Origin of the sequence: Mesorhizobium sp. B2-5-4 (assembly GCF_006441095.1) — a bacterium.
Classification (GTDB): Bacteria; Pseudomonadota; Alphaproteobacteria; order Rhizobiales; family Rhizobiaceae; genus Mesorhizobium; species Mesorhizobium salmacidum.
The window spans coordinates 80,982-103,566 of sequence record NZ_VFUR01000003.1 but is presented as its reverse complement, the minus strand read 5'-3'; the positions used below and the strand labels follow the sequence as shown (position 1 = coordinate 103,566).

Here is a 22,585-nt window from a genome sequence, read left to right as displayed (position 1 = left end):
AGACTGCGTGCGTGAGCACTGACGCGGAAGGGCTTTGAAACGCCGCATTGAAAGGGCTAGGGTCCGCGGGCATTTCTCGCCGAGGGGGCTTTCATGATGCGATATGTTTTGACCACCGTACTGGCCCTATCGGGGGCGCCTGTATTGGCCAATGATTCGGTTGCCGAGCTTGGCACCGGCGGCCTGATCCTGTCGCGCAACGATGCCGTGGCGATGCAAAGTGAGGATCTTTTCATCTCGCCCGAAAAGGTGACGGTGGATTACGTCTTCCACAACAACACCAACAAGGATGTCGACGCGATCGTGGCCTTCCCGATGCCCGACATTTCGGGGGATCCCGAAGAGATGCCGGCGATCCCTGAAAACCAGAGCGACAACTTCCTCGGCTTCGAGGTGACGATCGACGGCGCGCCGGCAAAGCCGAAACTCGAGCAGAAGGTGCTCGCGCTCGGCATCGACATCAGCGCCGATTTGAAGGCGCAAAACGTGCCCTTCAATCCGTTCGGCGATGCCGCCAAGGCGGCGCTGGCGAAGCTGCCGCAAGCGGTGGCTGACGACTGGGTCAACCGCGGCATCATCATCGAGGATCCCGGAGCCGACAGTGGCCAAAAACCCGGCTATTCGCCGTTCTGGCAGTTGCGCTCGACCTATTGGTGGCGCTCGACCTTTCCGGCCAACAAGGACGTCCATGTCTCGCACCGCTACAAGCCGAGCGTCGGCGGCACGTCGTCGGTCAGCTTTTACAATGAAGGCCAGTTCCAGGGCTCATATTCATCCTACAAGACCCGCTACTGCATGGACGACACATTCGAGAACGCGGTGCGCAAGGCGGCGAAGGACAATGCGGACGGCTATCCCAAATTCTACGAAAGCCGCATCGGCTATATCCTGACCACCGGCGGCAACTGGGCGGCGGGCACCATCGGCAAGTTCAAGCTGACCGTCGACAAGGGCAACCCGAAAGCCCTGGTCTCGTTCTGCGGCGATAACGTCAAAAAGGTCGGGCCGACGAGTTTCGAGATGACGGCGCACGATTTCTATCCCGAGCACGATATCGATATCCTCCTGCTCGAACCGTCGGACAGCAATGGCGGGGACGCAAATTGATGCATGTCGCGATCTACGTCGCCATTGCCGAGAACGGCGTGATCGGGCGGGATGGTGGGTTGCCCTGGCGGCTCTCCACCGACCTCAAGCGCTTCAAGGCCGACACGATGGGCAAGCCCATCATCATGGGCCGCAAGACCTATGAAGGCATCGGCCGGCCGCTGCCGGGCAGGCTGAACATCGTCGTCACCCGCGACAAGGCGTGGCGCGCCGAGGGCGTCGAGGTGGCGCATACGCTGGAAGCCGCGATCCAGCTGGCAACGGTGCGCGGACGCTGCATGACAGGCGTCGACGAGGTCTGCATCATCGGCGGCGGCGAAATCTATGCCCAGGCGCTGCCGCTGGCGGACCGCCTACACGTCACCCATGTACTGGCCGCCGTGGACGGCGACGCGTATTTCCCGCCGATCGACCCTGATACATGGCACGTGGTCAGTTCGCAGGGGGTTCCGTCAGGAGAAAAGGACAGCCATGCGACGCGCTATACGGTTTACGAGCGCCGCCGCGAAATGGTTTGAAGACAAAAACGGCATTTAAGGACGACAAAGGGTCGCTACCGGCCCAAAACGGATGAAGTCGACGGGCATCGCGTTGAAAGCGTGCCGTGGCGTCCCTATAGAAGAACGACACTGGATTTGCGCCGTACCCGCGGCGCTTGAGGGAATTCCAAGCGAAAGGACATTCATGCCCTGGAACGACAAAGGTGGCGGAGGCGGCGGCCCGTGGGGTGGCGGCGGCAACAATCAGGGACCCTGGGGGCAGGGACCCAAGGGGCCGAGCGGCCCGCAGGGGTCGCCTCCCGACCTCGAAGACATCATTCGCCGTGGCCAGGATCGGCTGAGGCGCGCGCTGCCCGGCGGCGGTGGCGCCAGTCCGGCCGTGTTTGGGCTGATCGCCGCGGTGCTGGTCGTTCTGTGGGCCTTCCAGGCGGTCTATACCGTTCAGCCCGACGAGGTCGCGGTCGAACTGCGCTTTGGCAAGCCGAAGGCCGAGCTTTCCCAACCTGGCCTGCACTTCCACTGGTGGCCGCTTGAAACCGTCGAGACGGCCAAGATTTCAGAGCAGCTCGTCGACATTGGCGGTGGCAACACCAGCGGCAACGGCCTGATGCTCTCGGGCGACCAGAACATCGTCAATGTACAGTTTTCGGTGGCCTACCAGGTCTCCGACCCCCGCGCTTACCTGTTCGACGTTTCCGACCCGGACGGCATGCTGCGGCAGGTTGCCGAGAGCGCCATGCGCGAAGCCGTCGGCCGCCGGCCGGCACAAGACATTTTCCGCGACGACCGCCAGGGCATAGCGGCCTCGGTGCGCGAGATCATCCAGACGACGCTGGACGGCTACAAGGCCGGCCTCAACGTCAACGCCGTCTCTATCGAGGATGCAGCGCCGCCACGCGAGGTGGCAGATGCGTTCGACGAGGTGCAGCGTGCCGAGCAGGACGAGGACAAGTTCGTCGAGCAGGCCAATCAGTATTCCAACCAGAAGCTCGGCCAGGCACGCGGCGAGGCAGCCCAGGTCCGCGAAGACGCGGCCGCCTACAAGAACCGTGTGGTGCAGGAAGCCGAAGGTGAGGCCCAGCGCTTCATCTCCGTCTACGACGAATATGCCAAGGCCCCCGATGTCACGCGCAAACGCCTTTATCTGGAAACCATGGAGAGGGTTCTGAAGGACTCGAGCAAGGTCATCGTCGAGCAGGGCAACGGACAAGGTGTCCTGCCCTATCTGCCGCTGCCCGCATTGCAGCCGAAACCGCCGGCGCCGGCTGCCCCCGCCGCGCGCACGGGAGGTACCCAGTGATGATGGCCAACCGTCTTCCCATCTTCGTCGTCGTAGCGGCGGTCATCCTGTTCCTGATCTATTCCTCGGTCTTCGTGGTCAATGCGCGCCAGCAGGCGCTGGTGCTCCGTTTCGGCGAGATCGTTGACGTCAAGAGCGAGCCAGGCATCTACTTCAAGGCGCCGTTCTCCTTCTTCGACGCCGACACGGTGCAGCTGATCGAGAACAGGGTGCTGCGCTTCGATCTCGACAACATTCGCGTCCAGGTGTCGGGCGGCAAGTTCTATGAGGTCGATGCCTTCATCGCCTACCGCATCTCGGATCCGCGCGTCTTCCGTGCGGCGGTGTCGGGTCAGATCGAACTGGCCGAAGCGCGGCTCAGGACGCGTCTCGACGCTGCCTTGCGCCGCGTCTACGGCCTGCGCGATTTCGAGGCCGCGCTCTCCGAAGAGCGTGCCGTGATGATGCGCGAAGTTCGCGATCAGCTCAGGCCCGACGCCACATCGCTCGGCTTGCAGATCGAGGATGTCCGCATCCGCCGCACCGATCTGACGGCCGAAGTTTCACAGCAGACCTACGACCGCATGAAGGCGGAACGCCTGGCTGAGGCCGCGCGGCTGAGGGCACGCGGCAACGAAGCGGCACAGCGCATTACGGCACGCGCCGATCGTGAAGTGGTCGAGATCGTTGCCGAAGCGCGGAAGGAGTCCGAAATCCTGCGCGGCGAGGGCGAAGCCCAGCGCAGCGCCACCTTCGCGGGAGCCTATCAGCGTGATCCGGCCTTCTTCGACTTCTACCGGTCGATGAATGCCTATGGCACCGCGCTGGACAGCACCGGGACCACCATGGTGCTGTCGCCAAGCTCGGAGTTCTTCCGCTACTTCCGCGATCCCGACGGCAAGGAAGGGCCGGCGAAGCCGACATCGCCGGCACCCGCCGCGCCGGCGGCGTCACCCGCTGCGCCGACGACACAGCCCAGCACCGGCCAGTAACGGCCGGTGCAGGACTTCTTCGCGGCGATAGGCCTGGTCCTTGTCATAGAGGGCCTGGTCTATGGCGGCTTCCCCCGCTTTGCGAGGAAGCTCGCGGGCGAAGTGCTGTCGATGCCGGAGAATGCACTGCGGATTGGCGGGCTGGCCGCCATCGCCATCGGTGTCGGCATCGTCTGGCTGGTGCGGGGCGGGTAAAGGCGTCCGGTTTGCGGAATAACACTCGATTTACACTCCGCCGATAGCCATAGCCGCAAACGTGCCGTATTTCTTGCCATCATGGCGCGACACGGCGTTTTCGTCGAAGCGCTTTTCTCTTTCAGAAATGCCGGGAGGCTTCTCGATGACATCCAACACCCTTTTGCGCACCGCTCGACGGACGTTGGTCGCCGGTTCGGCAGCGCTTGTCCTGGGCACTGCCGCCATCCCGTCCTTCGTGACGCCGACATTCGCCGCCGACGGGCCTGCCTCGGTCGCCGACCTGGCGCAAGGCGTGCTCGGCGCAGTGGTCAACATCTCGACCTCGCAGACGGTGAAGGGCACCGAAGGGCCGGGCGCCGTGCCGATGCCGCAGCTGCCCGAAGGCTCCCCCTTCCAGGACTTCTTCGACGACTTCTTCAAGAACCGCGGTGGCGACAAGGACAATGGGTCCCAGAAGGTGCAATCGCTCGGTTCGGGTTTCGTCATCGACGCCGAGCAAGGCATCGTCGTCACCAACAACCACGTGATCGCCGATGCCGACGACATTGAGGTCAATTTTTCCGATGGCGTGACCTTGAAGGCGACGCTGGTCGGCACCGATACCAAGACCGACGTCGCGGTGCTGAAGGTCGATCCGAAAGGCCACAAGCTGACGGCGGTGAAATTCGGCGATTCCACCAAGATGCGCGTCGGCGACTGGGTGATGGCGGTCGGCAATCCGTTTGGCCTCGGCGGCACCGTCACCGTCGGCATCGTCTCGGCACGCAACCGAGACATCAATTCGGGCCCTTATGACGATTTCATCCAGACCGATGCGGCGATCAACCGCGGCAATTCGGGCGGACCGCTGTTCAACAGCGCCGGCGAGGTCATCGGCATGAACACCGCGATCATTTCGCCGTCCGGCGGCTCGATCGGCATCGGCTTCTCCATTCCCTCGCAGCTCGCCTCGGGCGTCGTCGAGCAGTTGCGCCAATATGGCGAGACGCGGCGCGGCTGGCTCGGCGTGCGCATCCAGCCGGTGACGGACGACATCGCGGAAAGCCTGGGCATGGCGACCGCCAAGGGCGCGCTGGTGGCCGGCGTCATCAAGGGCGGACCAGTCGACAACGGCACCATCCAGGCCGGCGACGTCGTCATCAAGTTCGACGGCAAGGACATCCATGAAATGCGCGACCTGCCGCGCGTCGTGGCCGAAAGCCCAGTGGGCAAGGCCGTCGACGTGCTGATCGTGCGCAAGGGCGTCGAGCAGACGGTGAAGGTGACGCTCGGCCGGCTCGAGGATGGCGAGAAGCTCGCCAGCGGCGAGAATGGCAACACCGACCAGAACAAGGGCGGCGACAAGGCTCCGGCTGTCTCGACCGCCGCAGTGCTTGGCATGACGGTCGGCGAACTCAATGACGAGACGCGCAAGAAGTTCAGCATCGCCGGAGATGTCTCCGGCGTCGTCATCACCGACGTGGCAAAGGACTCCGCCGCCGCCGAACGCGGTATCCAGCCGGGCGAAGTGATCACCGAGATCGCGCAGGAATCGGTCGCCACGCCCAAGGACGTCATGGACAGGATTGGCGCGCTGAAGGAGCAGGGGCGCAAGAATGCGCTGCTGATGCTGGCTTCGAAGACCGGTGAGCTCAGGTTCGTGACAATCCGGATGGATTGATGTCCGGCAGGACCTGCAAAACCTGATTTTGACGGAAAGGGCGGTTAGAGAGCCGCCCTTTTTCTTGCCTGCCAGTCTTGGCTAGAAAGCCGGTAGAACACATTCCGCTTGAGCGCGGGATGGCTGTCGGGAATGCCGGGATGATCGAAATCGGCGGAGGGATCGGCTGTCATGCCGAGACGTTCCATGACGGCAGTCGAGCGGCGGTTGTCGGCGACGGCGAAGGAAACGATTTCGTCGAGGGCCAATGTCTCGAAACCGTACGCCAGCCATGCCTCGGCGGCCTCGGTGACATAGCCCTTGCCCCAAAATTCGGGCGCCAGCCGCCAACCGATCTCGATCATGCTGGCCGGCAGGAACGGCAGGTGATCGGTTCCGGTTATGCCGACAAAGCCGATGCATTCGCCCGTGGCAGCGATCTCAGCGGCGGCGAAGCCAATGCCGTCGCGATCGATGGCGGCGCGGAACTCATCCATCTTGGCGTCGGCGGCGGCACGGTCGCGGCGAAACGGGAAGAACTCCATCACGCGTTCATCGGAATTGATGCGATGGAACAGTTGGCGGTCGCGATCCTCCCAATTGCGCAGGATCAGTCGTTTGGTACGGATTGGTTTCATTGCACGAATTCTTCCCGCCGGTAGCCCTGCAGATAGAGCAGCGCGGTTAGGTCGGCATGGTCGATCCGGACTTTTGCCTGCGCCGCGACGCTAGGCTTGGCATGGAGCGCGACACCGGTGCCGGCCAGGCGGATCATGTCGAGATCGTTGGCGCCGTCGCCAACGGCGATGGCATCGGCCGGCGTCAAGCCAAGGCGCGCGCAGATTTCGAGCAGCGCCTCGGCCTTGGCGGCGCGGCCGAGGATCGGCTCGCCGACCAGCCCGGTGAAGCGTCCATCCTGGTCGAGCAGGCTGTTGGCGCGGTTTTCCTGAAAGCCAAGCATCGCAGCGATGCGCGTGGTGAAGACCTCGAAACCGCCCGAGACGAGTGCAGTCCAGGCGCCGTTGGCGCGCATGGTCTGGACCAGCGCGCGGCCGCCCGAGGCCAGCGTCAGCCGATTGGCGACGATATGCTCGACCACGGCGGCATCGAGACCCTTGAGCAGTGCCACGCGCTCGCGCAGTGCCGGCTCGAAGGCGATCTCGCCATTCATCGACCGCGCGGTGATGGCCGCCACGTGATCCTTGACGCCGATCTCGTCGGCCAGTTCGTCAATGCACTCCTGGTCGATCATGGTCGAATCCATATCGGCGATAAGGATTTTCTTGCGGCGTGTTTCAGCCTGCTGGACGATCACATCGATGGGCTCAACGGCCAATGCGGCGCGAAGCCTTGCAGTCGTTTCATCAGCCTGCGCCTCTGGCGGCAGGGCAAGATCACAGGCAATGCCTTCGGCCAGCCAGACGACAGCGCTTGCGCCCACCGACCGTGAGGCCATATTCGCAAGCGACGGCGACAGAGCGCGGTCAGCGGAATGGGAAACAAGCGTGGCAACGAGCGGCATCGAGAATTCCGGCGCGGATGCGGGCGAAGGCCGCGTGAAGAACGCGATCCTGATAGCCGGACCAACCGCCAGCGGCAAGTCGGCACTGGCGCTCGAATTGGCCGAACGCACAGGTGGCGTCATCGTCAACACCGATTCCATGCAGGTCTATTCGGTTCTCGACGTCCTGACCGCCCGGCCGGAGGCGGCCGAGCTCGCAAGAGCGCCGCATTTTCTCTATGGGCATGTCCATCCCGGCTCCGCTTACTCGACCGGCGCCTGGCTGCGCGACGTGATGAAACTGATCGATGACGGAACACTCTCGCGGCGGCCAATCTTCGTCGGCGGCACCGGCCTTTATTTTCGCGCGCTGACCGAGGGTATTTCGGAAATGCCCGACATTCCGCAGCGGATCCGCGATCGCTGGCGCTATGAGTTGAAAGAGCAAGGCGCGGTCAAGCTGCACGCCTTGTTGTTGCGTGAGGATTCGAGAGCCGCCATGCAGCTGAAGCCAACCGACAGCCAGCGCATCGTGCGGGCGCTCGAGGTGCTCGACGCGTCCGGCCGATCGATCCTGGAATGGCAGGCCGAGCGCGGCCGGCCGCTGATCGACAGGCAGAGCGCGCATTTCCTGGTCATCGAGCCGGATCGGGCGGCGTTGGTCGACCGCATCGAAAGACGTTTCGACCGGATGCTGGACAAGGGCGCGCTGGAGGAAGTCAAGCAGCTTGCGACCCTTCATCTGGATCCGGACCTGCCGGCGATGAAGGCGATCGGGGTTCGCGAACTGCAGGCTGCGATGGCAGGGCAATCGAGCTTTCCCGAGGCGATCGAGCGCGCCAAGATCGCGACAAGGCAATATGCCAAGCGGCAGGGGACCTGGTTTCGCCATCAGCTGGGGCCGGAATGGCAGAGACTGCGCCCCGGTGACGATTGCGAAACCACGATCCAAACACTTGTTGCTAATGCAACCTAAAAAGTTGACCTTGAGGGCAAGGTTCCCGCCGAAGTTGCCGGAATTAACGCTCCGTAAGGCGGTCGCTGCCATAAGGTCGGTGGGCACTTTTCCATCGGGGAGCAGATGCGTTTCCATAAGGCGGAATCCGCTTTTTTCGTCTTTATTTTCGTGATCCTCGCTGCTGGCCTGGTGACGCTGCACGCCTATGGGCTCTTGCAATCCTTCGCCACCGAGCTCCATACGCCTTCGGGCCTGGACAAGGTCATCTACCTCAACAAGCTGTTGTTCGCGACGGGCGTTCTGCTCGCGACCGCACTGTTTTTCGGCATCTTCTTCATCTACCCGCTGATCCGCAAACAGGCGACGGAAGAAGGCAAGCTGCGCGCCATGACGGTTTCGCTCAGTGCCCGCTCCGAGACGTTCGAGCATGCCGCCCTGACGGACGGTCTGACGGGCATGCAGAATCGCCGCTATTTCGACGACGCGCTGAAGGAATATCTCGAGGAGTTCCGGCGCATCGAAAAGCCGGTCGGGCTGATGATCCTCGATCTCGACCACTTCAAGCAGGTCAACGATACCCACGGCCACGACGTCGGCGACGAGGTGCTCAAGGCTGTCGCCAGATGCCTCAAGGACATGACACGTTTCCACGATGTGGTGGCGCGCCTGGGCGGTGAGGAGTTCGCCGTGGTCACGCCCAACATGGAGGCGGACCTCCTGGCCAAATTCGCCGAGCGCATCCGCAAGGCGATCGCCAACATGTCGATCCTCTCCGGCAACAATGTCCGGCTCAAGATCACGACCAGCGTCGGCCTCGCCGTCTGGGACCGCAAGGAAACCGCCGAGGAATTCTACCGCCGCGCCGACCGCCAGCTCTACGAAGCCAAGAGGCAAGGCCGCAATCGCGTCTGCGCCTAAAATCCCGTCACTAAATTCGTGATGCTGGCCGTTTGATGCCGACGTCTGCGCTTCCGTTGCTCACGGACCAAGAACCCGCTCCGCTCCGGTTCTCGAAGTCGACACCAATCGACTCAGCCTGACGAATTTCCTGACGGGATTTAGCCGAGCTTTCCGACGAAGCAGAACCACGGAAATTTGACGCGAAAGCAGCGCTCAGCCTCAATCGTTCTGCGGACGCAGGCCGAAGGTGGCTGGCTTGAGGCCGTAGCGCGTGTCGAAATCTTCGTCCGACTGCACGCGCGCCGCCGCCGGCGCTTTGCGGTAGTCGGGGTCGCCGGCCTGCCGGCCGGAATCGACCACCTCGGCGAAAGCCATTGCCTGGCTCTGCGGTTTCGGTACGTTGCGCAGCCGCTCGACGATCGCCACCAGATCGACCTCACCGGCCTTCGACGTCACTTCTTCCTCGCGCTTGGCCGTGCCGGGAAGCAGGTGAGCGGGCAATCTCTCGAATTTCAGCCGCATGGTGGTCGCCACGCCTTCGCCGAAGGCGATAGCTTCGCGCTGGCCCATGGAGGACAGGAACGCGAGCGTGGAGGCGGACGAGTCGGCGATTGCCGAGCGGATGATCGCCTGGTCCTGCTCATTGGCGAGCCGCATGGCGAAGAAGGTCGAGCATTGCGACAGGATGGTCGGGTCCAGCTCGCCTGGGCGCTGGGTGACGACGCCGAGATAACAGCCATATTTTCGGCCTTCCTTGGCGATGCGCGACAGCGCATGCCTGGTCGGCGCGAAGCCGAGGCGCGGATCGGCTGGCATATAGCGATGCGCTTCCTCGCATAAAAACAGGAGCTGCAGCTTGCCTTCGCTCCACAAAGCGAGGTCGAAGGCCAGGCGCGCCAGCACCGAACAGACGGAATTGACCACTTCCGAGGGCATGCCGGCCATCTCGAAGCAGGTTACCGGGCGGCCATGATGCGGCACGCGGAAGATGTTGCCGATCGTCTCGTGGATGGTGTCCTCGATCAGGCGCGAATTGAACATGAAGCGGTAGCGCGGATCGGCAGCCGCCGATTCGATGCGCGTCTTCAGCGATTTGAGGGTAGGACGATCGGTCTTGCTTTCGAGCATGCCCATGCGCTCGTCGATCTGCTTGAGCAGGTCGGCGATGCGGTAAGGTACCGGCGTATCGGCGGTCAACGCATCGCTGCCGCGCCTCAGGTAGGCGCCTGAACCGGGGTTGCGATAGAGGTTCTTGGCGAGCGGAACGAGGTCGCGAAGGGCATCGATCTCTTCCGGCACCGTTTCGCGTCCGCGAAACAGCACTTCGGCGAATTCCTCCAGCGTGAACATCCAGAACGGCAGGTCGAGCGTCTTGGAATCGACCCTTACGCAATATTCGGGCAGCGAGGCCGCGAACTCATTGTGCGGATCGAGGATCAGGATGCGCAGGTCCGGTCGCGCCGCGATCGACTTGCGCAGCAGCAGCGACACGGCGGTGGACTTGCCGACGCCGGTCGTGCCGACAATGGCGAAATGGCGCGCCAGCGTGTCGTCGATGGCGATGTTGGCGGCGATCGCCTCGTCCTGCGCCAGGGAGCCGATGGTGATGGAATGGCGGCCGGCCAGGTCATAGACCGCCTGCAGGTCGCGGGTGCGGATGCGGTGCGCGACGGCGCCGATATGCGGATAGCTGGTGATGCCGCGGTCGAAGATCGGCTTGGCACCGGGTTCGGCGCCGTCGCGCACTTCGCCGATCAGCTCGATGCTGACCTCGATGGCGTTCTGGCCCTCATTGCTCCAGGCGCGATCCGACTTGCCGATCGCATAAACCAGGCCAACGGTGCGCGTCGTGCCCAGATTGATGGAGATCATCTTGCCCACCGTCCACAGGCCGGTGACCGCGCCGTCGACATCGTCGGCATAGGCGCTGATGGTGGCGCGCGCGCCGTCGCATTGCACGACGTTGCCCAGGATGCGCCGATCGTTCTGTTCTGCGTTGCGGCGCTCCTGCGATGTCGGTTCTCCGACGGAAGCCTCGCGTTCGACATACATGGACAGGCCAATCCCCATTTCCCTGGAGACCGGACGCTACAGGAACGGGGTTAAGGTCGGATGAGGTCGGATGGTGTAGAGAGGATTAAGGCCTTCGTAAAAATTATCGTGAGATGGCTCTTCACTCGCGCTTTTGTTTCATTATAATGGACGAATGGATGATATAGCGAACGATATTTCCTCGACCATCGGCAGGCGCATTCATGCCGAGAGGATCATGCGGGATTGGTCGCTGGCCGAACTCGCAGAACGGTCGGGCGTTTCCAAGGCGATGCTGAGCACGATCGAGCGCGGAATGACCAGCCCGACGGCCGCGCTTCTGGTGCGCATTGCGGCGGCCTTCGGCATGACGCTGTCGACCCTTATCGCGCGCGCGGAATTGCAAGGCGGCGGGCTGCTGCGCGCGGCCGACCAGCCGGTGTGGCGCGATCCCGATACAGGCTATGTCAGGCGGCATCTGTCGCCGGCCTGCGACATGCCGCTCGAACTGATCAAGGTCCATCTGCCCGCGGGCACGAAGGTCAGCTTGCCCGCGGCTTCCTATGCTTTCATCAAGCAGCAGATCTGGCTGATCTCGGGACAACTCGAATTCACCGAAGGCGATCAGGTGCACAGGCTCGAGCCGGGCGACTGCCTGGCGCTCGGGGCACCGTCGGACTGCACCTTCCATGCGCTGGGGCCGGGCGCCGACTATCTCGTCGCTCTGGTCAAGGGCTGACATCATGGCAAGACGGCCAAAGCGCTCCCATAATGGGGGGCCGCCGCTTGACGACTACAAGGGGCCGCCATGGGGCAAGGGCGATCCTTACATCTTCCTGGCCTGGCAGGCAGCGCACGCCAAGGCATGGAAGGCGCCGAGCCGCGAAGTGATGCTGATGCGCATGGACAAGGCTGAACGGCTGGGCCTGACCTATGAGGAATACACGCTCGAAATCCTCGAGCGCGGCCGGCATCTCAGGGAAGAGGACACCGAACGCATCAGCGCCATCAAGGCCGCGCGCAAGCGGCGGCGTGCCAGCCATCTCGACTGACCCAGCGCTATCGATACCAGCAATCGCTTCCAGAGGACCAGCTATGAATGCCATAGAGATCGGGCCGTTGACCGCCAGCCAGGAAACACTCGCATTGCTGACGGATCTGCTGGTCGAAACGGTTGCCGCCGGCGGATCGGTCAGTTTCATGCATCCGCTGGCGCCGGAGGCGGCAAGGGCATTCTGGGAGACGTCGCTGGCCGCGGCGGCACGAGGGCAAAGGGTGGTGCTTGGGGCATGGGACGGCGGGGCTCTGGTCGGCACTGTCACGCTGCTGCTTGACTGTCCTCCCAACCAGCCGCATCGGGCCGAGATTGCCAAGCTGATGACATCAGCCGAGCAACGGGGCAGGGGTGTCGGGACACGCCTGATGCGGGCCGCCGAACGCCTCGCGGCGGAGAAGGGACGCACGCTGCTGGTTCTGGACACGGCGACGGAGGAGGGTGCTTCAGGACTTTATGAGAAGCTCGGCTTCACCCTGGCCGGCGAGGTACCGGATTATGCGCTGAAGCCGCATGGCGGGCTGACGGGCACGCTAATCTACTGGAAGCGTATCGGCACAGCGTCGCCGTAGCGCCAGTCAGGTCCGGGCTTTTCCGGCAAGGCGCTTTAGCAGCCAGTGGCGGAAATCCTGCTCGGCACTGGTCAGATGCGCGGTCGACGGCCTGGTCAGAAAATGCCCCGACGTGCTGGGGAGCTCAAAATCGGAAAGCGGGACCAGCGCCCCGTCGTCGAGCGCCGCGTCGATCAAAGGACGGGACCCCAGCAGCACGCCGGCGCCGGCTCTTGCCGCCTCCATGGCGGCGACGAAACTGTCGAAACGATGCGACCGCTGGGAATGGCCGGCCAATCCGGCCGCCGCGAACCATTCCGACCACATCTCGCGCGCGCCGGCCAGGAGAAGCAGCGGCAGCGATATCCAGTCGGCGGCACTGGCGAGGGCCGGACTTGCCACCGGCACAAGCCGCTCGGCGGTCAGCCTCTCGGCCTCGCGTCCAGGAAAGGATCCGTTGCCGAAGCGAATGTCGAGCGCCGAGCCCGGCAGATCGTAGTCGGTCGGCCGGTGGATCGTCACCAGATCGAGCTGGACGCGCGGCAGCGCCTCGGCGAGCTCCGGCAGCGCCGGGACCAATGCCAGCAAGGCAAACGAGATCGGCACCCGGATAGAGACAGTCCGGACGGCGCGCGGTTCGAACAATTCCGTGGTGCTGCTGCCAATGGTGGCGAAGGCCGACTGGATGTGGGGCAGGTAGGCGGCGCCCTCGGGCGATAGCGCGACTCCACGCGCCAGCCGCGAGAACAGCCGCGTCTTCAGCCGTTCCTCGAGCAGCCGGATATGCTGGCTGACGGCCGCTTGGGTCAGACCGAGTTCGGCTGCCGCCGCGGTGAAATTCGACAGCCGTGCCGCAGCCTCGAAACTGCGCAGCCAATCGAGTGGAGGCAGCGTGGGGATAGCTTTCCGAGCCATTATGAAATTTTGGCCTTTGGCTAAAAAATGATAATTTGAGTTATGCCTGGGGTCCGCTCAACATGCAATCGAAGCCCCGGATCTGGCCGTGGGCGGATAGACACAGGACCTGATCTCTATGTTGACCCACGCGCTGATCGGCGACGAAGGCAGAACAATCGAACTTGGCTGGCAGGACGGAAGGCGCACCCGCTTTCACGCCATCTGGCTGCGCGACAATGCGCTGGACGACAAGACGCGTAGCGCCGGCAATGGCCAGCGGCTCGTCACCATCCTCGACATTCCGGCCGGCACGAGAATTGGCGCTGCTTCGGTCAAGGCCGGGGCGCTGGAGATCAGCTTCGAACCGGAGGGAAAGACGGTCAGCTTTCCCGCCCATTGGCTGCGTGCAAACGCCTATGATCGCGAGGAGACACGCCAGCCCGGTTGGACAGGCGATGTCATCCAGCGCTGGACCAGGGCGACGATGCAGAACTCGGTGCCGCGCGCCAGCTATCCGGCGGCCTTCCATGGCCGCGGTGTGCTGCGCGAATGGCTTTCGGCGGTAAGGACTTACGGCTTTGCGGTGATGGACGGGCTGCCGGCCGAATCCGGGGCGCTGTGCAAGGTGTCCGACCTGTTCGGCTACGTCAGGGAAACCAATTACGGGCGCTGGTTCGACGTGCGCGCCGAAGTCAATCCGAACAACCTCGCCTACACCAATCTCGGCCTGCAGGCGCATACCGACAATCCCTATCGCGATCCGGTGCCGACGCTGCAGATCCTGTCCTGCATCGAGAACACGGTGGAGGGCGGCGAATCCAGCGTGGTCGACGGCTTTGCCGTCGCCGCTGCCTTGCAAGCGGAAAACCCCGAAGGTTTTCGGCTGTTGAGCTCCCATGCGGCGCGGTTCGAATACGCAGGTTCATCCGGCGTGCGGCTGCAGTCCAAACGGCCGATGATCGAGCTTGGACCCGACGGCGAACTGATCTGCATCCGCTTCAACAACCGCTCGCTGGCGCCGACCGTCGATGTGCCGTTCGCCGACATGGATCGTTACTACGCCGCCTACCGCCGCTTTGCCGAGCTGATCGAGGATCCATCCTTTGAAGTGACCTTCAAGCTGGAACCGGGACAGGCCTTCATCGTCGACAACACTCGCGTCATGCATGCCCGCAAGGCGTTTTCCGGCACCGGCAAGCGCTGGCTGCAGGGATGCTACGCAGACAAGGACGGCCTTTTGTCGACGCTCGCGGCGATCGAACACGGCTTCAAGGAGGCGGCGGAATGAGCAGCCATGATCTGAACGCGGACACCATCGTCGAGTTCATAGCCGACATTTTCGAGCGCCGGGGTGCCGAGTCCTATCTCGGCGAGCCGGTGACGATGTCCGAGCACATGCTGCAGGGGGCTTGGCTGGCGGAACAGGATCGAGCGCCCGAGGTGCTGGTGGCCGCCGCGCTGCTGCACGACATCGGCCACTACACCAGCGAGTTCGGCACCTATTCGCCCGACGATGTCGAAGACAAGCACCATGACGAGGCCGGCGGCGAGGTGCTGGCGCCGTTCTTCCCGCCGGTCATCGTCGAATGCGTCCGGCTGCATGTCGCCGCCAAGCGCTATCTCTGCGCCACGGACCCGACCTATTTCTCCAAGCTGTCGCCGGCTTCGGTTCACACCCTGTCGCTGCAGGGCGGACCGATGAGTGGCGACGAGGTGGCCGAGTTCCGCAAGAACCCGTTCCATGAGGAAGCGGTGCGGGTTCGCATCTGGGACGAGGGCGGCAAGGTCGCCAATATGCGGACGCGGGCGTTTCGCGACTATGTGCCGTTGCTGCAGCGCGTCGTGCACGATTTCGCCAATCGCGCCTGACCAGTCACCGGGAGGAGACATGTGCCTCTGCTTCGATGGCGGAATGCGGTAGCCCGGAGACCTGCCGCGAGTGTTTGGCTGACGAGGGCGTTTCACGCCATCGCCGACCAGCGGTGAGCCCGGCGGGCTCACTCCCGCCGTTTCGTTCGGTGTCGCCGAAGGCTCACCATCGTGATGCGGGGATACGGGCTATCCCTTGTGATGGACCTCCTGCAATCCGTAGACCGGTGTGGGCAAGCCAACCTGTCTGGCCTTCAGCTGCAGCGCCAGATATTGCGAATAGTGGCGCGACTGATGGAGGTTGCCGCCATGGAACCACAGCGCCTCCTGCTGGGTCGGCTTCCACATGTTGCGCTGCTCGCCTTCCCAGGGGCCGGGATCCTTGGCGGTGTCGGAGCCAAGACCCCAGACCTTGCCGACCTTGTCCGCCACCTCCTGGGAAATGAGGTCCGCGGCCCAGCCGTTCATCGAGCCGTAGCCTGTGGCGTAGATCACGAGATCGGCCGGCAATTCGGTTCCATCGGCGAATTTGACCCCGATTTGCGTCAGCTCCTCCACCGCCGCGCCTGGTCCGCTCTTGAGCTTGATCGAGCCGTCGATGACGAGGTCGCAGGCGCCGACATCGATATAGTAGCCTGAACCGCGGCGCAGATATTTCATGAACAGGCCCGAGCCGTCATCGCCCCAGTCGAGCAGGAAGCCGGCCTTTTCCAGGTCCGCGTAGAAGTTGGCGTCGCGTTCCTTCATCTGCTGGTAAAGCGGGATCTGGAATTCGTGCAGGATGTGGTAGGGCAGGGAGGCGAAGATCAGGTCGGCCTTGCGCGTCGTCATGCCGCTCTCGACCGCTTGCTCCGAATAGAGCGCGCCCAGCCCGATATCCATAAGCGTGTCGGACTTCACGATGTGCGTGGAGGAACGCTGCACCATGGTGACGTCGGCGCCACCCTCCCAGAGAGCCGCGCAGATGTCGTGGGCGGAGTTGTTGGAGCCGATGACCACGACCTTCTTGCCGCGGTATTTGTCCGGGCCGGGATGGGTCGAGGAATGCTGCTGCTCGCCCTTGAAGATGTCCTGGCCCTTGTATTTCGGCCAGTTCGCCTTGCCGGACATGCCGGTTGCCAGCACCAACTGCTTGGGCTTGAGGATGATCTCTTCGCCGTCGCGTTCGACTACAACGGTCCATTCCTTGGCCTTCTCGTCGTATTTCGCGGATTTCGCCGAGGTGGAGGACCAGTAGTTCAGCTCCATCACCTTCGTGTACATCTCGAGCCAGTCGCCGATCTTGTCCTTGGGCGCGAAGACCGGCCAATTCTTGGGGAAATCGATATAGGGCAGATGGTCGTACCAGACCGGATCGTGCAGGCAGAGCGACTTGTAGCGCTTGCGCCAGGAATCGCCGGGGCGCTCGTTCTTCTCGATGATGATGGCTGAAACGCCGAGCTGGCGCAGGCGCGCGCCGAGCGCGATGCCGCCTTGGCCGCCGCCGATGATCACGACATAGGGCTGCTTGCTGCGGCCGAGTTCAGCGAGTTCATCGTCACGCTCCTCGCGCCAGGATTTCCTGTCCTTGCCGTGGCCGTGCTTGGCGCCGAGCGGCCGGGTGAAGCCCGCCTTCTCCTCATGGTCCTTGAGTTCGGCCATGGTGGTGAGCAAGGTCCAGATCAGCTCGCCCTTGAACCGCACCAGGCCGAAACCGCGCGCCACCTCGGTCTCGAAGGTGATCCAGGCGGTGGTGACGCCGTCCGCCTCGGTCGCCTCCTCGCCGTCGGCCACTTTCCAGTTGCTCGGCCGGGTCTCAGCCAGCGTTGCCTTCAGCATGTCGCGGACCTGGTCCTGGCCCTCCATCGTCCTCAGGTTCCAGGTGAGGGTGACGAGGTCGCGCCAGTAGCAATCCGCCTGGAAACAGTTGACCGCCGCGTCGATGTCGCCGGTATCCAGCGCCTTGCCAAACTTGTCGAGCAGCGCTTGCGCCTTCGTTGTGGGTGTTCTCTCGAGCATGGTTTCTCCTCCAGTTGTCAGGTTCATGGCGACTCCTCCAGGCGCCAGATGGTGCCTCAGGCCATCGCAAAGGGCATGCCAACCACGCTGCACGGTAGAAATCGTAGTGAAATCAGTCGGCCCAACGAATTCCGGTATTGCGGGCCGTTGCAGCGGTGTTGCGTGCGCCATGGTACGCCACAGTCGATGCAACACCAGACCGTGAGCCCATAAAGACCGAGATTCGGATGAATCGCGGCCTGTCCACTTCTTGCGATCGGGGGGCAGGCCCGTCAGGGCGCTATTTTAGCGGCAGAAACAATTCCACGACGACGTCATGCACCGGCACGTTCGGGAAGAATGAAAAGTGTCGTCGGCAATAGATCGGGAAGTCACGCGCTTCCTCGCCGCTGGCAGGGAGCCAGTCGCGATAGAGGTAGAGCGCGGCGGGTTCCAGATTGTGGGTATTGTGGACGACGCGCAACACCGCGCAGCGCCCGCCAGGGATCACACCAGCCTTCATCTGCTCGTCATCGGCATCGATCGGCTGGTCGGTCCCGACGCACAGGTCCATGCTGTAATCGGCTGGAACCGCGGGGATTCTCTCGGAACGGAAGATGTTGAAGGTCGGGCTCGTCTCGGGCGACAGGCCAGCAGCCTTGCGCCAGGTGATGAACCGCTGGATGGTGTCGCCGAGTGTCGCGCGGTCGCCTCGATGCTCCATGATCGCTACCGGCGTTGGAGGCATATCGCGGATCGTGACGTCGTCTTGTTCATAGGTAATCTGCATGAGCTTGCTCCTTGCGTTGTCCAAGGGCCCGAAGGCCGCAAGCCACGGTGCCCAGTCGGGCGACTTCCGGAACGACGAGGGCGATTGCCCGAACCGTTGCCGAAAGGCGCGGGCGAAGGCGTCCGGTGCATCGTAACCGGCATCCATCGCTATATCCGTGACGCTCTGGGCCTCGTTCGAGGCCAGCCGGTGCGAAGCACGCTTCATACGGGCAAGCTGGACATAGCGATGCACCGACAACCCGAAGGTCGCCGTGAACTGCCGGTGGAAATGGTATTTGGAAAATGCCGCGATGCCGCTCAACGCGTCCAGGTCCAGATTGCCGTCCAAATGCTGGTCGATGTGATCCAGCACGCGTTGCATCCGGGCATGGTAGTTTTGAAGCGACGCCTTCATCGTTCCGTTCTCCGTGGCAGCACCAAATATGGGCAGGCAGACCTGAAGCGCTCGACCGATCTTGCGGTTTTGTCACAGGTCGCAGAACGGCGCCAAGGACCGTTTATGAGCGGGTCTACAGCCTAGTTGGGAGCATCGACCCGCAGCCGCTTCATGCGGCGATGCACCGTCGTGCAGTCGCCGCCGAGGCGCCGCGCCGCCTCGGAGATGTCCCAGCCGGCGGCTACGAGAGTATCCATCGGCGACGCGCGCTCATCCTCGGGGGATGGAGCACGCGGCGCTCCCAGTCGGGCGGCCGGGGCAGGCGGCGTCGCATAGTGGTGTGTGTCGATGGGATGGGCCCAACTGTACTATGGTAGCGCGTAGCGAAGCCCTATCTCACAGGCGAGTGAATTCGCATCATCCCCCATTGACGACCCCGCGAGTTCGCCTTTATGGTCCGCCACCATGAAAACGGCACTCATTCTCGTAGGAAGGCGCGTGGGCAAGGCGGTGTAACCGCCGGGCGAAGACCTCCCATGCGCACCACACAGGCTCCCTCGGGGGCCTTTTTTATTGCCTGAAACACGACTAAACGACCAGCAACGCCCAAATGGCGACAGTACGGGACCAGACCGATGAGCAATGGACAGAACGAGCGGCGCGAAATGGCAAGTAGGGAAATGACTGGCGCCGAAATGGTGGTGCAGGCGCTGAAGGACAATGGCGTCAAGCATGTCTTCGGCTATCCGGGCGGCGCCGTTCTCCCGATCTACGACGAGATTTTCCAGCAGGATGAGGTCGAGCACATTCTCGTGCGGCACGAACAGGGCGCCGGCCACGCCGCCGAGGGCTATGCGCGCTCGACCGGCAAGGCCGGTGTCATGCTGGTGACATCAGGCCCCGGCGCCACCAATGCGGTGACGCCGCTGCAGGACGCGCTGATGGACTCGATCCCGCTGGTCTGCCTGACCGGCCAGGTGCCGACTTCGCTGATCGGCTCCGACGCGTTCCAGGAATGCGACACGGTCGGCATCACGCGGCCCTGCACCAAGCACAACTGGCTGGTGAAGGACGTCAACGAACTCGCCGCGACCATCCACGAGGCCTTCCATGTCGCGACGACCGGCCGTCCCGGCCCGGTCGTGGTCGACATCCCGAAGGACGTGCAGTTCGCCAAGGGCTTTTATGTCCCGCCGCAGATCGCGTCGCGCACCAGCTACCAGCCGAAGGTCCAGGGTGACCTGGACAAGATCAAGGCGGCGGTCGAACTGATGGCCACCGCCAGGAAGCCGGTCATCTATTCGGGTGGCGGCGTCATCAATTCCGGCGCGGAAGCGAGCCATCTCCTGCGCGAACTGGTGGACCTCACCGGTTTCCCGATCACCTCGACGCTGATGGGTCTCGGCGCCTATCCGGCTTCGGGCAAGAACTGGCTGGGCATGCTGGGCATGCACGGCACCTACGAAGCCAACATGGCCATGCATGATTGCGACGTGATGCTCTGCATCGGCGCGCGTTTCGACGACCGTATCACCGGCAGGCTGAATGCCTTCTCGCCGAATTCGCGAAAAATCCATATCGATATCGATCCGTCCTCGATCAACAAGAACGTCCACACCGAAGTGCCTATCATCGGCGATGTCGGTCGGGTGCTGGAAGACATGGTGCGGCTGTGGCGGGCAACCGCCAAGACCGACAAGAAGGCGCTCTATCCCTGGTGGGAGCAGATCGCCAAATGGCGCGCGCGCGATTCACTCGCCTTCAAGATGAACAACGACGTGATCATGCCGCAATACGCCATCCAGCGGCTCTATGAACTGACCAAGAACATGGACACCTACATCACCACCGAGGTCGGCCAGCATCAGATGTGGGCGGCGCAGCACTATCATTTCGAGAAGCCGAACCGCTGGATGACGTCGGGCGGGCTGGGCACGATGGGTTACGGCCTGCCGGCCGCGCTCGGCGTGCAGATCGCGCATCCCGATGCACTGGTCGTCGACATCGCCGGCGACGCCTCGGTGCAGATGACAATGCAGGAGATGAGTGCCGCCGTGCAGCACGACGCACCGATCAAGATCTTCATCCTCAACAACCAGTATATGGGCATGGTGCGGCAGTGGCAGCAGCTGCTGCACGGCAACCGGCTGTCGCATTCCTACACCGAGGCGATGCCGGACTTCGTCAAGCTGGCCGAGGCCTATGGCGGCCACGGCATTCGCTGCGACAAGCCCGACGAACTCGACGACGCGATCAAGGAGATGATCTCGGTCAGGAAACCGGTGCTGTTCGACTGCCGCGTGGCGACACTCGCCAACTGCTTCCCGATGATCCCTTCGGGCAAGGCGCACAACGAGATGCTTTTGCCCGACGAGGCGACCGACGAGGCCGTGGCCAATGCCATCGACGCCAAAGGCCGGGAACTGGTGTAGACGACGAGCCAAGGCAGGGCTTGTCAAAAAGCCGTGCGGAAACAGATAGTTAGATCCAGAATTTGAGATTCATGTCATGAACGCACAGCACCTTCAACCCACCGGTTCCGCCTACTTCATCGCCAAGGAAACGGAACGGCCGGAAAACCACACGCTTTCCGTGCTGGTCGATAACGAACCGGGCGTGCTCGCCCGGGTCATCGGCCTGTTTTCCGGGCGTGGCTACAACATCGAGAGCCTGACCGTCTCGGAGACCGAGCATGAAAAACACCTGTCGCGTATCACTATCGTGACGCGCGGCACGCCGCATGTGCTGGAGCAGATCAAGCATCAGCTCGAGCGCATCGTGCCGGTGCACCGCGTGGTCGATCTCACCGTGCGTTCGCACGAGTTCGGGCAGGAGCGGCCGCTGGAGCGGGAACTGGCGCTGGTCAAGGTTGCCGGCACCGGCGAGGCCCGGGTCGAGGCGCTGCGCCTGGCCGACGCTTTCCGCGCCAGCGTTATCGACGCCAACACCGAGCATTTCATCTTCGAGATCACCGGCAAGGGGTCCAAGCTCGACCAGTTCATCGCCATTATGAAGCCGCTCGGCCTGGTCGAGATCTGCCGTACCGGCGTGGCGGCGATGAACCGCGGCCCGCAGGGGATGTAGGCCGACTTAGCCCATCGGAATTTTTGTACGAGTGCAGGACTGGCGCGACCAACGGTCGGCACTGGCTTTTGTGCAGCCGTCGGAAAGAGACAATAGCACTGACGTATCTGGGAGGATATCATGTCCCTCGACGCATTCCTCGCACTGCTTGTCTACGCCTTCGTGACCTCGATCACGCCAGGGCCGAACAATCTTATGCTGCTGGCATCAGGCGTGAATTTTGGACTGGTCAGAAGCGTGCCGCACATGCTGGGCATCAGTATCGGGTTTCTTGTGCTGCTCCTGGCCGTCGGGCTCGGCCTGGGGGCGGTGCTGACCGCGTTTCCCGCGCTGCACACCGGGCTGAAGATCGCCGGTGCCGTCTATCTGCTCTACCTTGCCTGGAAGATCGCCATGTCGCGCTCGCTCAGCGGCAAAGGCGAGACGGATGCGCGGCCGATGCGGTTCATCGATGCAGCGGCTTTCCAATGGGTCAACCCCAAGGCCTGGGTGATGGCCATCACCGCGATGGCCGTTTACACCAATCCCGAACGACCATTCCTGTCCGTCATTCTGATTGGTGTGGCTTTCACCGTGGTCAACCTTCCCAGCGTCTCGGTTTGGGCTGGATTCGGCACGGCGTTGCGCGGTTTCCTTTCGGATCCGGTGCGGCTGAAATGGTTCAACATCGCCATGGGCGCGCTGCTGGCGGCGACGCTTTGGCCGATGTTGCGGTAGATTATAAGGCTGCCCTCTCGGAGACCATTTTTCGGAGCCCATCCGACCTCCGGCCTTTAATGATAGCCGGCTGCACAGCTATTGTGCAGTGCACATTAAATCTTCGTAATGCCGTGTTTTGGCCCTTTTCCGACAAACCCGCGTCCTATCTATTCGGCGAAAT

At 63.0% G+C, this 22,585-nt stretch carries 24 protein-coding genes; 16 read left to right on the top strand and 8 right to left on the bottom strand.

Going from position 1 to position 22,585, the window contains the following annotated elements:
* The first annotated feature begins 93 nt into the window (after window positions 1-93).
* The 5 genes from FJ492_RS05075 to FJ492_RS05055 all read left to right on the top strand — a co-directional run bounded on the left by FJ492_RS05075 (window position 94) and on the right by FJ492_RS05055 (window position 4,073).
* Window positions 94-1,107, top strand: a complete 1,014-nt coding sequence (locus FJ492_RS05075; protein ID WP_140768809.1) for a DUF4424 domain-containing protein — start codon at window positions 94-96, stop codon at window positions 1,105-1,107.
* Window positions 1,107-1,625, top strand: a complete 519-nt coding sequence (locus FJ492_RS05070) for a dihydrofolate reductase (protein ID WP_140502486.1) — start codon at window positions 1,107-1,109, stop codon at window positions 1,623-1,625. The genes FJ492_RS05075 and FJ492_RS05070 overlap by 1 nt, the downstream gene beginning before the upstream one ends.
* Window positions 1,626-1,791: 166 nt before the next feature.
* A complete protein-coding gene (hflK, locus tag FJ492_RS05065; protein ID WP_140502488.1) occupies window positions 1,792-2,907 on the top strand; it encodes an FtsH protease activity modulator HflK in 1,116 nt (371 codons plus the stop codon).
* 2 nt (window positions 2,908-2,909) lie between these two features.
* Window positions 2,910-3,878: a protease modulator HflC gene (locus FJ492_RS05060; protein WP_140502769.1), complete on the top strand. Its 969-nt coding sequence runs from the start codon at window positions 2,910-2,912 to the stop codon at window positions 3,876-3,878.
* A gap of 6 nt (window positions 3,879-3,884) precedes the next feature.
* Window positions 3,885-4,073, top strand: coding sequence for a DUF2065 domain-containing protein (locus FJ492_RS05055; protein ID WP_027141711.1), 189 nt, complete (start codon window positions 3,885-3,887; stop codon window positions 4,071-4,073).
* 30 nt (window positions 4,074-4,103) lie between these two features.
* On the opposite strand, the gene FJ492_RS29430 is transcribed toward FJ492_RS05055, so the two are convergent.
* The gene (locus tag FJ492_RS29430) at window positions 4,104-4,229 is read right to left on the bottom strand and encodes a hypothetical protein (protein WP_281405555.1); all 126 of its coding nucleotides are present in this window, start codon (window positions 4,227-4,229) and stop codon (window positions 4,104-4,106) included.
* Here FJ492_RS29430 and FJ492_RS05050 point away from each other — a divergent pair.
* On the top strand, window positions 4,219-5,736 hold the full coding sequence (locus tag FJ492_RS05050) for a DegQ family serine endoprotease (protein ID WP_140768807.1): 1,518 nt from the start codon (window positions 4,219-4,221) through the stop codon (window positions 5,734-5,736). The two genes, FJ492_RS29430 and FJ492_RS05050, sit on opposite strands and share 11 nt — an antisense overlap.
* 44 nt (window positions 5,737-5,780) lie before the next feature.
* Here FJ492_RS05050 and FJ492_RS05045 read toward each other — a convergent pair whose 3' ends face one another.
* Together FJ492_RS05045 and serB are read right to left on the bottom strand one after the other, a co-directional pair.
* Window positions 5,781-6,353 carry a GNAT family N-acetyltransferase gene (locus FJ492_RS05045; protein ID WP_140747367.1) on the bottom strand — a complete coding sequence of 191 codons (573 nt, stop codon included), beginning with the start codon at window positions 6,351-6,353 and terminating at the stop codon, window positions 5,781-5,783.
* Entirely contained in the window at window positions 6,350-7,237 is an 888-nt protein-coding gene (gene serB / locus FJ492_RS05040) for a phosphoserine phosphatase SerB (RefSeq protein WP_140768805.1), read from the bottom strand. Before serB ends, FJ492_RS05045 begins: the two co-directional genes overlap by 4 nt.
* Between serB and miaA the strand changes: the two genes are divergently transcribed.
* Both miaA and FJ492_RS05030 read left to right on the top strand, forming a co-directional pair.
* Complete coding sequence (gene miaA / locus FJ492_RS05035; RefSeq protein WP_140768803.1) at window positions 7,221-8,192, top strand: tRNA (adenosine(37)-N6)-dimethylallyltransferase MiaA; 972 nt, start codon at window positions 7,221-7,223, stop codon at window positions 8,190-8,192. The two genes, serB and miaA, sit on opposite strands and share 17 nt — an antisense overlap.
* Window positions 8,193-8,297: 105 nt before the next feature.
* Window positions 8,298-9,092: a GGDEF domain-containing protein gene (locus FJ492_RS05030; RefSeq protein WP_027141716.1), complete on the top strand. Its 795-nt coding sequence runs from the start codon at window positions 8,298-8,300 to the stop codon at window positions 9,090-9,092.
* Between the two features lie 201 nt (window positions 9,093-9,293).
* On the opposite strand, the gene FJ492_RS05025 is transcribed toward FJ492_RS05030, so the two are convergent.
* Entirely contained in the window at window positions 9,294-11,126 is a 1,833-nt protein-coding gene (locus tag FJ492_RS05025; RefSeq protein WP_140502770.1) for an ATP-binding protein, read from the bottom strand.
* Between the two features lie 154 nt (window positions 11,127-11,280).
* On the opposite strand from FJ492_RS05025, the gene FJ492_RS05020 reads away from it, so the two are divergent.
* Genes FJ492_RS05020 through FJ492_RS05010 form a run of 3 tightly spaced genes read left to right on the top strand, consistent with a single transcriptional unit; the run spans window position 11,281 to window position 12,731 of the window.
* Complete coding sequence (locus FJ492_RS05020; RefSeq protein ID WP_140768801.1) at window positions 11,281-11,844, top strand: XRE family transcriptional regulator; 564 nt, start codon at window positions 11,281-11,283, stop codon at window positions 11,842-11,844.
* Window positions 11,845-11,848: 4 nt separating this feature from the next.
* A complete protein-coding gene (locus FJ492_RS05015) occupies window positions 11,849-12,157 on the top strand; it encodes a hypothetical protein (RefSeq protein ID WP_140768799.1) in 309 nt (102 codons plus the stop codon).
* Window positions 12,158-12,200: 43 nt separating this feature from the next.
* Window positions 12,201-12,731 carry a GNAT family N-acetyltransferase gene (locus FJ492_RS05010; protein ID WP_140768797.1) on the top strand — a complete coding sequence of 177 codons (531 nt, stop codon included), beginning with the start codon at window positions 12,201-12,203 and terminating at the stop codon, window positions 12,729-12,731.
* A 6-nt stretch (window positions 12,732-12,737) separates the two neighbouring features.
* Here the strand turns inward: FJ492_RS05010 and FJ492_RS05005 are convergent, their stop codons facing one another.
* Complete coding sequence (locus FJ492_RS05005; RefSeq protein WP_140768795.1) at window positions 12,738-13,625, bottom strand: LysR substrate-binding domain-containing protein; 888 nt, start codon at window positions 13,623-13,625, stop codon at window positions 12,738-12,740.
* A gap of 118 nt (window positions 13,626-13,743) precedes the next feature.
* Here FJ492_RS05005 and FJ492_RS05000 point away from each other — a divergent pair, with 118 nt between their 5' ends.
* Entirely contained in the window at window positions 13,744-14,895 is a 1,152-nt protein-coding gene (locus FJ492_RS05000) for a gamma-butyrobetaine dioxygenase (protein WP_140768793.1), read from the top strand.
* Entirely contained in the window at window positions 14,892-15,476 is a 585-nt protein-coding gene (locus FJ492_RS04995) for an HD domain-containing protein (RefSeq protein WP_140768791.1), read from the top strand. The genes FJ492_RS05000 and FJ492_RS04995 overlap by 4 nt, the downstream gene beginning before the upstream one ends.
* 189 nt (window positions 15,477-15,665) lie before the next feature.
* Here FJ492_RS04995 and FJ492_RS04990 read toward each other — a convergent pair whose 3' ends face one another.
* The 3 genes from FJ492_RS04990 to FJ492_RS04980 form a co-directional block, all read right to left on the bottom strand.
* A complete protein-coding gene (locus FJ492_RS04990) occupies window positions 15,666-17,474 on the bottom strand; it encodes an NAD(P)/FAD-dependent oxidoreductase (RefSeq protein ID WP_140768789.1) in 1,809 nt (602 codons plus the stop codon).
* Between the two features lie 280 nt (window positions 17,475-17,754).
* A complete protein-coding gene (locus FJ492_RS04985) occupies window positions 17,755-18,639 on the bottom strand; it encodes an AraC family transcriptional regulator (RefSeq protein ID WP_140768787.1) in 885 nt (294 codons plus the stop codon).
* 122 nt (window positions 18,640-18,761) lie between these two features.
* A complete protein-coding gene (locus FJ492_RS04980) occupies window positions 18,762-18,878 on the bottom strand; it encodes a helix-turn-helix domain-containing protein (protein WP_140715927.1) in 117 nt (38 codons plus the stop codon).
* Between the two features lie 378 nt (window positions 18,879-19,256).
* Between FJ492_RS04980 and FJ492_RS04975 the strand changes: the two genes are divergently transcribed.
* From FJ492_RS04975 to FJ492_RS04965, 3 genes are all read left to right on the top strand, one after another.
* A complete protein-coding gene (locus FJ492_RS04975; protein WP_140768785.1) occupies window positions 19,257-21,053 on the top strand; it encodes an acetolactate synthase 3 large subunit in 1,797 nt (598 codons plus the stop codon).
* A gap of 76 nt (window positions 21,054-21,129) precedes the next feature.
* A complete protein-coding gene (ilvN, locus tag FJ492_RS04970; protein WP_013894763.1) occupies window positions 21,130-21,705 on the top strand; it encodes an acetolactate synthase small subunit in 576 nt (191 codons plus the stop codon).
* A 120-nt stretch (window positions 21,706-21,825) separates the two neighbouring features.
* Window positions 21,826-22,422 carry a LysE family translocator gene (locus FJ492_RS04965; RefSeq protein ID WP_140768783.1) on the top strand — a complete coding sequence of 199 codons (597 nt, stop codon included), beginning with the start codon at window positions 21,826-21,828 and terminating at the stop codon, window positions 22,420-22,422.
* Window positions 22,423-22,585 lie beyond the last annotated feature (163 nt).

Bases quoted from the DNA above. Each gene is read 5' to 3' on its own strand.
- FJ492_RS05060 (WP_140502769.1), top strand. From the start codon at position 2,910: ATGGCCAACCGTCTTCCCATCTTCGTCGTCGTAGCGGCGGTCATCCTG.
- FJ492_RS04990 (WP_140768789.1), bottom strand. From the start codon at position 17,474: ATGCTCGAGAGAACACCCACAACGAAGGCGCAAGCGCTGCTCGACAAG.
- FJ492_RS04995 (WP_140768791.1), top strand. From the start codon at position 14,892: ATGAGCAGCCATGATCTGAACGCGGACACCATCGTCGAGTTCATAGCC.
- ilvN (WP_013894763.1), top strand. From the start codon at position 21,130: ATGAACGCACAGCACCTTCAACCCACCGGTTCCGCCTACTTCATCGCC.
- FJ492_RS04975 (WP_140768785.1), top strand. From the start codon at position 19,257: ATGAGCAATGGACAGAACGAGCGGCGCGAAATGGCAAGTAGGGAAATG.
- FJ492_RS05020 (WP_140768801.1), top strand. From the start codon at position 11,281: ATGGATGATATAGCGAACGATATTTCCTCGACCATCGGCAGGCGCATT.
- FJ492_RS05025 (WP_140502770.1), bottom strand. From the start codon at position 11,126: ATGTATGTCGAACGCGAGGCTTCCGTCGGAGAACCGACATCGCAGGAG.
- FJ492_RS05030 (WP_027141716.1), top strand. From the start codon at position 8,298: ATGCGTTTCCATAAGGCGGAATCCGCTTTTTTCGTCTTTATTTTCGTG.
- FJ492_RS05045 (WP_140747367.1), bottom strand. From the start codon at position 6,353: ATGAAACCAATCCGTACCAAACGACTGATCCTGCGCAATTGGGAGGAT.
- FJ492_RS04965 (WP_140768783.1), top strand. From the start codon at position 21,826: ATGTCCCTCGACGCATTCCTCGCACTGCTTGTCTACGCCTTCGTGACC.
- FJ492_RS05070 (WP_140502486.1), top strand. From the start codon at position 1,107: ATGCATGTCGCGATCTACGTCGCCATTGCCGAGAACGGCGTGATCGGG.
- FJ492_RS04985 (WP_140768787.1), bottom strand. From the start codon at position 18,639: ATGAAGGCGTCGCTTCAAAACTACCATGCCCGGATGCAACGCGTGCTG.
- serB (WP_140768805.1), bottom strand. From the start codon at position 7,237: ATGCCGCTCGTTGCCACGCTTGTTTCCCATTCCGCTGACCGCGCTCTG.
- FJ492_RS05010 (WP_140768797.1), top strand. From the start codon at position 12,201: ATGAATGCCATAGAGATCGGGCCGTTGACCGCCAGCCAGGAAACACTC.
- FJ492_RS04980 (WP_140715927.1), bottom strand. From the start codon at position 18,878: ATGGATACTCTCGTAGCCGCCGGCTGGGACATCTCCGAGGCGGCGCGG.
- hflK (WP_140502488.1), top strand. From the start codon at position 1,792: ATGCCCTGGAACGACAAAGGTGGCGGAGGCGGCGGCCCGTGGGGTGGC.
- FJ492_RS05000 (WP_140768793.1), top strand. From the start codon at position 13,744: ATGTTGACCCACGCGCTGATCGGCGACGAAGGCAGAACAATCGAACTT.
- FJ492_RS05075 (WP_140768809.1), top strand. From the start codon at position 94: ATGATGCGATATGTTTTGACCACCGTACTGGCCCTATCGGGGGCGCCT.
- FJ492_RS05005 (WP_140768795.1), bottom strand. From the start codon at position 13,625: ATGGCTCGGAAAGCTATCCCCACGCTGCCTCCACTCGATTGGCTGCGC.
- FJ492_RS05050 (WP_140768807.1), top strand. From the start codon at position 4,219: ATGACATCCAACACCCTTTTGCGCACCGCTCGACGGACGTTGGTCGCC.
- FJ492_RS05015 (WP_140768799.1), top strand. From the start codon at position 11,849: ATGGCAAGACGGCCAAAGCGCTCCCATAATGGGGGGCCGCCGCTTGAC.